13 protein-coding genes are annotated in these 11,948 nt (G+C 61.3%); 5 read left to right on the forward strand and 8 right to left on the reverse strand.

Annotation, left to right across the window (positions count from 1 at the left end):
• Positions 1–116: 116 nt before the first annotated feature.
• Positions 117–389 carry a hypothetical protein gene (locus K7W03_RS24815; RefSeq protein ID WP_222887601.1) on the forward strand — a complete coding sequence of 91 codons (273 nt, stop codon included), beginning with the start codon at positions 117–119 and terminating at the stop codon, positions 387–389.
• A gap of 630 nt (positions 390–1,019) precedes the next feature.
• Here K7W03_RS24815 and K7W03_RS24820 read toward each other — a convergent pair.
• Together K7W03_RS24820 and xth are read right to left on the reverse strand one after the other, a co-directional pair.
• A complete protein-coding gene (locus K7W03_RS24820) occupies positions 1,020–2,234 on the reverse strand; it encodes a GGDEF domain-containing protein (RefSeq protein ID WP_064232733.1) in 1,215 nt (404 codons plus the stop codon).
• Between the two features lie 185 nt (positions 2,235–2,419).
• Positions 2,420–3,217 carry an exodeoxyribonuclease III gene (gene xth, locus K7W03_RS24825; protein ID WP_061940008.1) on the reverse strand — a complete coding sequence of 266 codons (798 nt, stop codon included), beginning with the start codon at positions 3,215–3,217 and terminating at the stop codon, positions 2,420–2,422.
• Between the two features lie 174 nt (positions 3,218–3,391).
• On the opposite strand from xth, the gene K7W03_RS24830 reads away from it, so the two are divergent.
• On the forward strand, positions 3,392–3,568 hold the full coding sequence (locus tag K7W03_RS24830; protein ID WP_064485883.1) for a DUF3606 domain-containing protein: 177 nt from the start codon (positions 3,392–3,394) through the stop codon (positions 3,566–3,568).
• A 62-nt stretch (positions 3,569–3,630) separates the two neighbouring features.
• Positions 3,631–4,281: an SOS response-associated peptidase gene (locus K7W03_RS24835; protein ID WP_076605811.1), complete on the forward strand. Its 651-nt coding sequence runs from the start codon at positions 3,631–3,633 to the stop codon at positions 4,279–4,281.
• A gap of 98 nt (positions 4,282–4,379) precedes the next feature.
• Here K7W03_RS24835 and tnpC read toward each other — a convergent pair whose 3' ends face one another.
• The 3 genes from tnpC to K7W03_RS24850 are packed head-to-tail and all read right to left on the reverse strand — an operon-like array spanning position 4,380 to position 6,727.
• Positions 4,380–5,993 carry an IS66 family transposase gene (gene tnpC / locus K7W03_RS24840; RefSeq protein ID WP_061940031.1) on the reverse strand — a complete coding sequence of 538 codons (1,614 nt, stop codon included), beginning with the start codon at positions 5,991–5,993 and terminating at the stop codon, positions 4,380–4,382.
• 60 nt (positions 5,994–6,053) lie between these two features.
• The gene (gene tnpB / locus K7W03_RS24845; protein ID WP_062733600.1) at positions 6,054–6,401 is read right to left on the reverse strand and encodes an IS66 family insertion sequence element accessory protein TnpB; all 348 of its coding nucleotides are present in this window, start codon (positions 6,399–6,401) and stop codon (positions 6,054–6,056) included.
• A complete protein-coding gene (locus K7W03_RS24850; RefSeq protein ID WP_062733598.1) occupies positions 6,398–6,727 on the reverse strand; it encodes a transposase in 330 nt (109 codons plus the stop codon). The genes tnpB and K7W03_RS24850 overlap by 4 nt, the downstream gene beginning before the upstream one ends.
• 132 nt (positions 6,728–6,859) lie before the next feature.
• Here K7W03_RS24850 and K7W03_RS28395 point away from each other — a divergent pair, with 132 nt between their 5' ends.
• Entirely contained in the window at positions 6,860–6,952 is a 93-nt protein-coding gene (locus tag K7W03_RS28395) for a hypothetical protein (RefSeq protein WP_405053757.1), read from the forward strand.
• Positions 6,953–7,078: 126 nt separating this feature from the next.
• On the opposite strand, the gene K7W03_RS24860 is transcribed toward K7W03_RS28395, so the two are convergent.
• The 3 genes from K7W03_RS24860 to K7W03_RS24870 form a co-directional block, all read right to left on the reverse strand.
• A complete protein-coding gene (locus K7W03_RS24860) occupies positions 7,079–7,675 on the reverse strand; it encodes a PIN domain-containing protein (protein ID WP_061940013.1) in 597 nt (198 codons plus the stop codon).
• A gap of 3 nt (positions 7,676–7,678) precedes the next feature.
• Positions 7,679–8,137, reverse strand: a complete 459-nt coding sequence (locus tag K7W03_RS24865; RefSeq protein ID WP_061940014.1) for a helix-turn-helix domain-containing protein — start codon at positions 8,135–8,137, stop codon at positions 7,679–7,681.
• Positions 8,138–8,719: 582 nt separating this feature from the next.
• Entirely contained in the window at positions 8,720–10,315 is a 1,596-nt protein-coding gene (locus K7W03_RS24870) for a tyrosine-type recombinase/integrase (RefSeq protein WP_061940015.1), read from the reverse strand.
• Between the two features lie 231 nt (positions 10,316–10,546).
• Here K7W03_RS24870 and K7W03_RS24875 point away from each other — a divergent pair, with 231 nt between their 5' ends.
• The gene (locus tag K7W03_RS24875) at positions 10,547–11,587 is read left to right on the forward strand and encodes a hypothetical protein (RefSeq protein WP_226870488.1); all 1,041 of its coding nucleotides are present in this window, start codon (positions 10,547–10,549) and stop codon (positions 11,585–11,587) included.
• Positions 11,588–11,948 lie beyond the last annotated feature (361 nt).

Genomic DNA, 11,948 nt, shown 5'->3' on the forward strand with positions numbered 1-11,948 from the left:
TCTAACCCGGCACCATGAACCCGCCGCGACAATCTGTTCTCATCCTGATAGTCGCTGACCTCTCACCCAGATCGTCGCGCTATAGATATTTTGTCGTGCGTGGCCGTCTCTGGCGGATGAGCAACCCTGCCCTCGGCGAGGCCGAGCGGGCCAAGTTGGTCCATCAGTTGATGACGGCGCGAAGGCAGGTGGGCGAGGCGCTGCGTGCCAAGGATGCCAACGTGGAGAGAAGCGCGCGCGATGCAGTGGACGCCGTCAAACACCAGCTCGGCGAGCGCGGGCCCGTGTGGTGGGGGGATGGCGCGCCCGACTATAATCGGCATCTCGCCCGTAACACCCCCTATGCCCAATGGTTCGGAGCCCTGAGCGATGAACATACCCAATCCTGATCGGCTTCCTCGATCACGGTAACGCAGACAAGCCGTTTCCCCGGCTGACACTCCAATCTTATATCGGCCTTGCCGGTCCGGATCGCGTTGGTCGCAATGGAGACCGTTTCGGTCCGGCACTTAACCAAAAACGACCCGACCACTCTCAATGAATGGCCGGGTCAGTAGAAGTCTCTGAAAACCAGAGCCTTCGGGTCGCGACTCGTCATTAACATAGGGTTCAGATTTCTGGGAGCGCCTTAACTTTAATCCAAGTTCATAAATCCCTTGCAGATGCGGTAAGTGGTTGATTTTCGCAGCCCAGCAAATTTGCATTCCGTAGCGTAAATTGAGATTTTGATCATGGACCGGCCGATGAGCTAAGCCTTCGGGTCGCACCGGTCCTACTCCATGCTACCGGACTCATCCTCAGTCACCGCGCCTGTTGAGAAACAGCATTATCGCGGCCGCTAAGCTCGCCCTCTCAGCCGCATATTGCACTGATTGCAAAAGCTGCACCCGGCGTCGCAGCCTCCGCATTTGTCGGATCGTTCATTTGGCGCCATATGCGCCCTGCCTTTCAGGCATCCTCTCCTAAAACTCAGTACGGCTGGCCATTCATTTGGCCGGCCTTTTTTTTGGCTGACGCGTTCAGGCGACCGCCCGACCGATCTCCTGATAGTCCTCCGGACCGCAAAAATGGACCTGGGCCTTTCCGCGTGCCTTTGAACGATAGAGGGCGGCGTCTGCGCAACCGATCAGGCGCTCGAGGTCCAGGCCAAATTGAGGGGCCATGCTGATGCCGACACTCACCGATACCCGCATTTCGACGCCTGCGATCATATAGGGTTCGCTAAGCTGCCGGATCACGCGTCGCGCCAGCAGTTCAGCCTGATCCTGATGCTGGACGTGGCTCTGGACAAGAATGAATTCATCGCCCCCGAGGCGCGATACGACGTCGTCCGTCCTGACCGTCGCAATGAGCCGGCGGGCGACCTCGACCAGCAGTTGGTCTCCCGCTGGATGACCATAAGCGTCATTGACGGCCTTGAAGCCATCGAGATCGAGATAATGGATCGCAAGCTGATCGCCTGACCTGCGCGATGTTTCCAGGCTGGCGAAAAAGGCCTCACGCAAAGCCAGGCGATTGGACAGCCCTGTCAGCGGGTCGTGGCGGGCCAGATTCGCAAGATCATGTTGGGTGGTCAGATGCTCAACCGAAGCGGCATGAAGGTGGTGCACGGAATCAAGGCTCATCAAGCCGACTGCCAGGAGAAGCACGCCTTCCAGCGCGAAAAACTCGGCATGGAGCGGCTCGTCATATTCGGTCATGGCATGGACCATCATGGCGACCGCCGTTGGCAGAACCGCCAGCATCAGGCTGATCACGCAGAGGCGCGGCCTGCTCGCATTTCGTGAAACGATGCCCGCGCCAAAGGTAAAAATGAGGCTGATGGTTCCGATGTGGATAAGCGGCGCATGGGCAATGAGCGCGCGGATGTTGAGGCCAGCCAACAGCATCGCGAAGATATAGGTTAGCGCAGCGTAGCGCCGTTCCCAGATTCGCAGGGCGACAATCTCCTGTCCGGCGCCCCCGGCGCGATGGAAGGCGCCGATCAGAATAAGCCTGGCCGCCGTCACCAACACAGATGTTCCGGTGAGAGCCGCAATCACGCCATCTTGCCATTTGAGATAAATGAGCGTTCCGACGAACAGATAGAGCAGGCCGAAGCCCGCGATAGGCATGCTCATGGTGAAGAGCGGGGCGACCAGATCCCTGTACACGGCATCGGGCAAACGAGGACGAATGCTGCGCTTGACCGAAAGATTTCGAGCGCTGCGACCATCTGTTTTTCGTCTCTCCATGGCGCAGTAATCTCAGGTCGATGGTTAAGGCCGCCCTACCGATGAGATAATGCGTGGCAGATCCGGGGGCAGCCGACCGCGCCGCCGCGCGCGCCTGTCATTGCTATGCAGCCAGCCATTCCTTCGCCATGGGTCCGCCAGAAGCCGTGCCGCTAAAAGATGAGCGGCCATGAGCCTTTGAGACGTCAGCTCCGCTTCTTTCTTCGGGCCTTATCCTTCAACTCGATCCAGACCGGCGCATGGTCGCTCGTCTTCTCCCATCCACGCGGCGCGGTATCGACCTCGGCCGCGATTAGCCGGGCTTTGGCCTTGGCATTCAGCAGCAGGTGATCGATCCGCAGTCCCGCATTGCGCTCGAACGCGCCACGCCAATATTTCCAGAAGGTGTAGATGGCCTCGCCCGGGTGCTTGTGCCGAAGCGCGTCCGTCCAACCTTGATCGAGAAGCCGCTGATAGCCCGCGCGCACTTCGGGCGCGAAGAGTGCGTCATCGCGCCAGCGATCGGGCGCATAGACATCGAGGTCGGTGGGCATGACATTATAATCTCCGGCGACCACCACCGGCGCGTCCAGATCAACGAGCGATGCCAGATGCGCGTGCAGCCGGTCGAGCCAGCGCAGCTTGAAATCATATTTGGGGCCGGCCCGAGGATTGCCATTGGGCAGATACAGACCAGCGATCAGAACGCCGCCGACCGCAGCCTCTATATAGCGGCTCTGCCCGTCATCGGGATCGCCGGGCAGGCCGCGACGGGTTTCGTGGATCTCGCCGATACGGCTGAGGATAGCGACGCCGTTCCACCGGCTCTGACCGTGCCAGACGGCATCATAGCCCGCATCGCGAATGGCACGTTCGGGAAAGTTCTCTTGCGGGGCTTTGAGTTCCTGGAGGCAGACAATGTCGGGTTCCGCCTCATAAAGCCAGCGCAGCAGCACTGGTAGCCGGCCATTGACCCCATTTACATTATAGGTGGCGATCTTCACAGATATGGACGCTCCTGGTCGGCCGCTTCTCGCACGCGGCCCAACATTACTACTCGCCGCCTGATCGAGTCGTTCCGTTTCTGCCGGACATCCAAGGGCCGCCGGTCGATCACAGCACGAAACGTCGAACGTCTTTCTGCGTTGAACCGGGCAACGATGATGAAGGCGCAGGCAATGGCTAATGAAAAGACCGCACGCGGGCCGCAGGACAGCTCGCGCATCGCGCTCGGCGAAGACTATGAGGTACAATATTGGACCAACCGCTTCGGCGCCAGCAAAGAGCAACTGGAGGAAGCGGTGGAGGCGGTGGGCAACAGCGTCGATGCTGTCGCTGCCTATCTCAACACATAGGCCCGCTTTGACGAGACGATCCGCGGTGCTACGCTGCTCCTCCAACGAAGGAGGATCGCCTCATTTGTAACCTCTACACCGTGCGCAAATCCGCCGCCGAGGTGGCTGCGCATTTCGGCGTGGCGGCGCCGGTCACCCAGTTTAACGCGCCCGACGAGGTCTATCCCGGCACGCCTGGCATGGTGGTGCGAGAGCAGGATGGCACTCGCCTCCTTCAAAGCATGACCTGGGGCTGGCCGGTTCGCCTCAAGGGCATGAAACCGGAGTCCAAGCCCAAGCCGGTCAACAATATCGCTGACTTACGCAAGCCCTTCTGGCTCGGCGCTGCGCGCAAACCCGAATTTCGCTGCCTCATTCCCCTCACAAACTTTGCGGAAGCTGAAGGAAAGGCTGGGGCCAAGACCCGGAGCTGGTTCTCGCTGCGTGATAGTCCCATCTTCGCCTGGGCAGGCCTGTGGCGCGACAGCCCGGAATGGGGGCCGGTCTTCTCCGGCGCGATGACTGACTGCAATGAGGCCATCCGCCCGGTTCATGACCGAATGCCGGTTCTCCTGCATGAACATGAATATGCGCAATGGCTTCATGGCAGCTTTGACGACATCCTAGGTTTTCAAGAGCGCTGCTTTCCTGATGAACTGATCGCCATGGAGCGGACCAGCGAGCCATGGAACAAGCCACGCTCAGCGCCCTCGTCTGCCGCGACGCTGCTGTGACCCCGGAGCAGGAACGATGGGCCGAGGCGCTCGCTATCGAGCGGCGCTTTGGCGAACAGGCGCCAGAGCATATGTATCGCTCCGGTGAGGGCCGCGGATCAGGCGGCTTCGCGTTGATCTTCTGCGGCGCGCCAGTTCCAGGGGAGCAGTTCGTGGAGACGGTTCTGGGGGATGTCGGCGATGCGCGCGAGGACGTCGGCGAGCCAGGCCTGCGGATCGATGTCGTTGAGCTTTGCCGTGCCGATAAGGCTCAGCATGAAGGCCGTGCGTTGACCGCCGCGGTCTGAACCAGCGAAGAGCCACGATTTTCTGCCCAATGCTATACCTCTCAGCGCGCGTTCCTCCGCGTTGTTCGAAAGGCAGATGCGGCCGTCATCGAGGAACGCGGCGAAGGCCGGCCATGCCTTGAGCATGTAATCCATGGCCTCGGCCACATCGCTGTTCTTCGATAGCTTTGACCGATTGTCCCGGATCCATTCTTCCAGATCGGCAACCAGCGGTGCGCTGAGTTCCCGGCGGAAGGCAAGACGCTCCTGGGCCGGTCTGCCGTTGATGGCGCGCTCAATGTCGAAGATCGCGTCGATGCGGCGGACCGCCTCCACTGCCAGCGGCGAGATGACGGCCTTTTTGCGGCGCTTCTTGATCTGCGCGGCGACATCGGCCAGTTCGAAGAAATAACGGCGCGCGTGGCTCCAGCATAGGGCGCGGGTCAGCGGCGCCGGCAGTCTGTTGGCATGGAACAACGCATTATAGCCGGCATAGGCATCGGCCTGGAGGATGCCCGTCCAGCTGCGCAAATGACCCACGGGATGCTCGCCTCGCCGGTCACGGGAATAATGGAAGATCGCTGCCGGCGGCGCTGGCCCGCCGAATGGCCGATCATCCCGGACATAGGTCCAGATCCGGCCCGTATCGGTCTTGGTTTTTGCCAGCACCGGCACCGTGGTGTCATCGCCATGCAGTCGCTCGGCGGCCAGGACATGCGCCTCAATCAACAGATAGAGCGGCATCAGCGCAGCGGTGCAGGTGCCGACCTGATCGGCCAGGGTCGAAAGGCTCAGGTCCACGCCCTCGCGGGCATAACGATCCCGCTGGCGGTTGAGCGGCTGATGCGCGCCGAACTTCTCGAACAGCAGCATCGCAAGGAAGCTCGGGCCAAAGAGTCCGCGGGGCGTGACGTGGAACGGTGCCGGCGGTTGGGTGATCTTCTCGCAATCGCGACAGGAGAACTTCTCCCGAACGGTTTGGATCACCTTCCACTGGCGCGGCACGACCTCAAGCGTCTCGGTGATATCCTCACCCAGCTTGCATAGCCGATCCGAACCGCAGCAGGGGCATGCCTCGGGCGCGGCGATGACGAAGCGTTCGCGGGGCAGATGCTCGGGCAAGGGCTTGCGCGCGGGCCGCTTGCGCTCGAACGGTGCGACATTGGTCTTCGCCGCTGCCAGGGCAGCCAGAAGCTCATCTTCGCTGGCAGCGGTCTCGCACTCCTCGAAGGTCAGTTCCATCTGGTCGAGCAGATGGCGTGTGCGTTCGGACCGCTGGCCAAAAAGGGTGCGGCGCATCTTCTCGTTCTGCAGTTCGAGAAGGGCGTTACGGGCTTCTAGGTCGGCGTTGATCGCCTTGATGCGGGCAACTTCAGCGGCGACTGCCTCGGCAGCGGCAAGCCGCTCGCGAAGGCTGTCGATCTCTGCTTGCGCCTCGTTCCCCATGGCCAACGACATAGCGGAAAAGCACCGGAATCCCTAGCTTTTTAGGTCATGCCGGGGCTTTTATCCGGCCAATGTCGGGCGCCATGTGGCCTGCGGATTACGCCAGTCGATCGCCTCCAACATGCAGGCCATCTGCGAGGGGGAAATGGCGATCACGCCGTCCACCGCAGAGGGCCAAATGTACTTCCCGCGCTCCAATCGCTTGGCATAAAGCGACATGCCCACGCCGTCATGCCAGATGATCTTGCAGAGGTCGCCGCGGCGTCCCCTGAAAATGTAGAGATCCCCGGCGAAGGGATCACGCCCGAAACTCTGCTGCACTTGGAGGGCCAGGCTACGCATGCCGCGCCGCATGTCCGTGTGCCCCGTCGCGATCCATATCCGAACGCCGGAGGGGATTGGGATCACGGCTTGACCGACCGCAGCACTGCCGACACCAGCCCAGGCGATGCGCCAGCGGGAATGCGCACGATCGCCCGCTCGAACTCGACGGTGATCGCCGATCCGATCATTGGCACCGGATCGGCTTGCACCTGCACCTCGGCAAAGCCCTGCGCTGCCTGCTCCATCTGCCGCCGCCATCTGTAAATCTGGTTCGGCCGCAGATCAGCACGGCGGGCAATCTCCGCCACGTTCGCCCCGGGCGCCGAAACCGCAGCGACCAGTTCGCGCTTCTGCTGGTCGGTCCAGACGCGCCGCCGTTCTGGGCCCGAAATTACCGTCATCTGACTCATCGCACCGTCCCTTGTACCGGTGCAAACACCAGTGCTTGCACCGGTGCCATCTCGAAATATCAGCCGATCACTGCAAGGCGGCCCTCACCGGAGCGATACGAGCATATAGCCGAGCGTGTCACTGCGCTGGCCGTGGCGGGTGATGAGACGGGCGTGGCCCGCTGGATCGCGATCGCCGACCGCTTCGATCAGCTTCGGGATCGGCCAGAGGGGTTTCTTCAATGAAGTACGGCAGCCTGGTCAAACTGTGAGGGTGCATGGCAAGCGGGAAATCAACGTCCGCCTTTCCAAATTCCACTCTCCAAGTCCGTCCGAGCATTTTCCCTGCGTCAAAGCGTTCAATTCAAAGTTTCAGAGGGATCCCACATGCGGTCGAAGAGCGTCCACGGTGGCCACCAGTCCTGCCGCCTCCATGTCCAGCAAAAGGTCATGTGCGGACTTTTCGGGCCTGCGAAAGCGCCCGCGCATCCGGCGAATTGCCGCGACGGCGCGGCCCGTATCAAGCGCGATGGTATCGGCAATAAAGTCGTCTGCCGACCGGACTTCCAGATTCAAGCTCTCCAGCAGGGCCTCCGGGAAGTCCTTGAGATTCTCCGTCACGATCGCGGCGGCCTGAGTCTTTACGGCCGCAGCGATCACATGCGCATCGTCCGGATCCGGTAGGGCCTCCACCAGCGGAGTGAGATGAGCGAAATCAACAACCTCCGCTTCGCCAAATGCCTGACGCATTCGGGAAATTTGGGTTGCTGCGATTTCCTCCGCTTCCGCCTGCGATCGCCCCTTGCTGACGAGTATCTTCGCGATGGCTCGGCCCGTTTCCTCTAGAACTGGCGCCGACCATCTGATGCGAAAGAAATCCGCTTCCGCCAATGTCAGCAACAGGTTTCTGCGCAGCACGCTGGCAAGCGTGCAGGCATCAATGAAGGCCGTGTAGCGATTGGCGAACAAGGATCAGAACAATTCGGCGTCGGCCGCCGCCAGATCGTCGAGTGCCTTGGAGCGAATCCCATCCCGCTCACGCTTGTAAGCAAACAAATCCTCGGCGCGCACGCGCCGGTGGCGCCCCACCAATGTGTGGGCAATCTCCTTCTTGTTGAGAAGGGAGATGAGATAGGGCCGCGACACGTTGAGCACGTCAGCAGCCTGCTGGGTCGTCAACATCTGACTGATCGGCACGAGGGTGACTGCGTCTCCCTTGCCGATATGCCTGAGCAGTTCCATCAGCAATTGGGATATGGCGGGTGTCAGTGTGATTTCGGTGGGGGTCTTGTCCCCCTCTTCCAGGAGGCGCAATTTTGCATCGCCGGCGGCATGCGCGGCAATGATCTTGCGAAGCTGATTGGCAGCATCCTTCTCACCAGCGGAGGGCAAGCGGCTACCGATTTCTTCCGCAAAGGCGGGCATGGTCATGGCGCGTCTCCTCTCGGCCTATATGGTCAATAATCGCAGCAAACGCAACCATCGAAGCAGACGAAACATCTCCTGCGCTGGCAGAGCAGACATTCCCACACCAGCATCTCACGTCACGACAGGATCCTGCCAGGTCGTGCGAAGCTCGAAACCTGTGGGTGAACAGCACCGTATCCACCGGTGCTAATTGTGACCTAAGCTGCTCGGGTCGGCTCATTTAACGGTCCGCACCCCACTCGTAGAGCCTTGCGCCTTAGCTCGAGGCCATTGATGATCACCAATTCCTAACAAGCCATTTGTTGTTACCAAAATGCCGGTTCATGATCATCAACGCGGATAGCATGGAGCAGACGATCCTGATCACCGATCCGTGGACGGTCGCGAGGCGGAATCGGTCGATTGCCAGACGCCTTTCCCTGAGTGAGAGAGAATCTGCTGCCGCGCTTTGTGCCACCTGTTACAGAAGCGCATCTGCGCATCGCCGGCGGCATGCGCGGAGCTGTAAATAGGCGGGAAGGTCGTGGGGGATTTCCACCCTCGCTACATGATTGATTATGGCAACAACCCGAAGCCCGACATCCGCTAACGCAGTTTGGAGAGTAGACGGCCCGCCGCACCATGTTCCGCTGCCAGATTACGATTGTAGCTGAGCGGCATCTTGGGCGATTTCCAGCGTAGTGCATCCATGATCCCGGCGATATCCTCACCCGCCGCGAACAGGTCGTTGGTGATCCCAATGCGCGTCGAATGCGCGCTGATCCCCTTGACCCATTGGGCCAGTTCGTCCTTGCTCAAATCCGGTAAGAGTCCTGCGTCCCAGGCCCCCTGGACCCGCGTCTTGAAAATCTGCGTTACCGCCTGCGGCTGCAACGCGGCACCGCCCAGGCTGACGGCCGTCATCGGATCGATGCCAGTGCGCCGCGCTGCCTTGGCTTCTGGCATCAAACTGGACAATCCCCATTGCGTGGCGGCGGCCTCCCGGCGCGCTGCAGCACGCGACACAGCGGGATCGACCGCCTTCAAGCGCTTGATAAACAACCGCCGAAAGATAGGTCCCTTCGTTATTTCAGGAACGCCCAGCAGATCGGCCATCACCGCGATCCAAGCGTTCAGGGCCAGGGTGCTCCGCATCGAGAGGAATGCGGTTGCCCCCTCCCCTTCCTGATCCGCTTTATGGCGCGGGATATGCAGTAACCGGGTGTCGGGATCACTAGCCGGCTGGATATGGGCGATGTCGATCGCGACCAATTCGGAAGCGCGCAGGCCCGTATCGTAGGCGACCGACAGCAACGCCCGGTCCCTCATCCCCTTTTCGTCGTGGGGGCATCCGTCGAGCAGCGCTTTCAGGCTCATCCCTCGCGCGTCGCCGTCAAAAACGTCGCTGACCGAACCCTTGTAGCGCAACGGCCGCGCCTGGCGCTGGGCGGTTCCCAGTTCGCGGCGCAAGGCCTTGAGCGTCAGCGCGACCAGCTTGTCCTTGGTCGGGTCGGGCAGATCGAACAGCCGGTGGAAGGTCGCGATCGCCCAGAGGGTGCGCGAAAGCGTCGCCGGCTTCGCCTTGGCGAGACTGCCCTCCCCCGCTCCGCGCGCCTTTAAATACTGGATTACCGAAATAGGCTGCGCTGGCAGCGCGCTCACCCCAGACCGGCGACATGCCTCGCCAAAGCCCGCCATGTCTGCAAGCAGACCGCGTACCGTGTTGGCGGCCATGGCGGCCAGCGTCGCCTCGACCAGATCAAGATTCGCGGCGGGCCGGCCCGTGGTCGGCAGCATCGCCAGAGCGGCTTCGAACCGCTGGAGCGGGGTGAGCGCTTGCTCCGCCGCGCGCTCCGCCCTGCGCTGCGCGACATATTGCTGGCGCGCGCCATAGGCCCAACGCTGGCCCGGTGCGGGCAGGACCAGTGTGGTCGGCCGAACTCCCTCGGCGGTCGCCAACGGCGCGAGCGGTCCAATCGCCACCGATGGGTCGGCTTCTTCAATGACCAAGGGCGCAACATTGCCCTCCGCTGCGCGGACCGATACCGCTTGCCCGTCCTCCATCGGCTGGTCGTCGCCCATGACCGCGCTTCCAGCGACGTCCGTTTGCTCCACCGAAGGAACAGGCGTATGATCCGACTCGAAGGCCGGATCGAGAAAGGCGCGCAGCCCGCGCAACGGTCTTCTGCCTTCGCCAGTCATCCCAGTCCGCTCATATTGGTACAAATCGAAGGCAAAATCATATAGCGAACAACATTTTGGATCAATGATAATGGCCCTTGTCATTGATCCAATATTTTAGATGCACCAACAGACTTTCTAAAAACGTCTTTCAGTTTAATATCTGATCCGATAACCCAGACAAACAGGCCGTTTAATGAATCGAGTCTGGAACGATACACCTCGCCATTAAAGGCGAGATTTTGGCGAAAAATGATGGCTTCCTCCCCTCCCCTGCTCGATCCGGCCTTGCTCCTTGCCTATGCCGACGCGCAAACCGCGCTCGCACGGGTGGAAGAACGCCTCCGGCTCAGTCCCGTCCGCCTGCCCTGGAAGGCGCGCATGGCGCTGGCTGAGCGGCAAGCCCTGGCCGGGATCGACGCCTATGAACTCCCCGAGGACGCGGTCACGATCAACGGCCGAGGACGCGCCATCACCAGTGCCTATGACCTGACCCATTGGAAGCACGCCATCGGCATGCCGATCACCCTGGACGAACTCATGGCCGACCCCTCTGCCCTGCTGGCGTGGCTCGGTGCTGAAACCGGTCCTTCCGACGAGCACATCCCGGGCCGCCGCGAGCCATGGGAAATGCTACCGGCAATCGAGGCCTGGAGCAAGGCCTGCCAAGTACTACCCCCCTCCCCTCCCCTGCTCCATGGCGGCCGGATCGCCGCGCTGTGGCGGCAGTTCGCGCCCCTCGCCCGCGGTGATGTCGTGGCCAGCCTGCTGATCGGCGATCGCTGGGGTCCGGGGCGCTGGAACGGATCGCAAGGTGGACTGACAGCCCTCGGCCTGCAACGCGCGGGCGGTCCCTGGAAGATCGCTTCAGGCCACGAGCTCGACCACCTCTGGCTCGGAGCCATCGTCGCCGGGGCGAACGCCCATCTCGACCTGGAGGTGCAACTGCGAAGCTATGCGCAGCGGGCCGCTCTCCATCTTGCGGACCGCCGACGGCTCGGACGACTCAAGGACGTGATCCTGTTCGCGATGGCCCGTCCCGCCATTACCAGCAGCCAGGTCGCGAAGCAGTTTGGGCTGACGTCCGCCGGCGCGATCAAGCTACTGGCGACCGCCGAGGCCGAGGGACTGCTCATCGAGCGGACCGGTCAGGCGAGCTTTCGCAGCTACACGATCCCCGTCAGCGGGGTGGCCCCCTCCCCCGCCCGATCTCGGCCGCCGGTCATCGACCTCTTTGAGCCCACAATTTGGGATGATGAGGGTGAAAATCACGTCCCGCCAGAGCCCCTGTGAGCGCCAAAACGAGGGCACCCCTTACCATTTGACCTGAAAGATTTCGATGCGTCCTACGGCCTTCTGACAGCATTTTAGGGATATTTCATGTTTTGTTCGCATGCTCCGCTTCTGAGTTGCATCGAATTGGGTAACGACGCGTGCGTGATCGCTCTGTTCACGTGAGGTTTCTTAATACTGGAGGGGTACTGCATCATTCTATCGTAACAGCTTTGGTGTGGCCGTCCGATCGACCGGGTCCCCCGACGGTCCTTCCCAGATTAAGGCGACTTCATAGAGACCTGTGCGCGGGTGGGCGTAGACAGAAGCGTTGATAGCTGATTCTATGGGCTTTCCAAGAAGGAGAGCAGCGGATGGCGCA

Origin of the sequence: Sphingobium sp. PNB, assembly GCF_019873065.1 — a bacterium.
Lineage (GTDB): Bacteria > Pseudomonadota > Alphaproteobacteria > Sphingomonadales > Sphingomonadaceae > Sphingobium > Sphingobium fuliginis.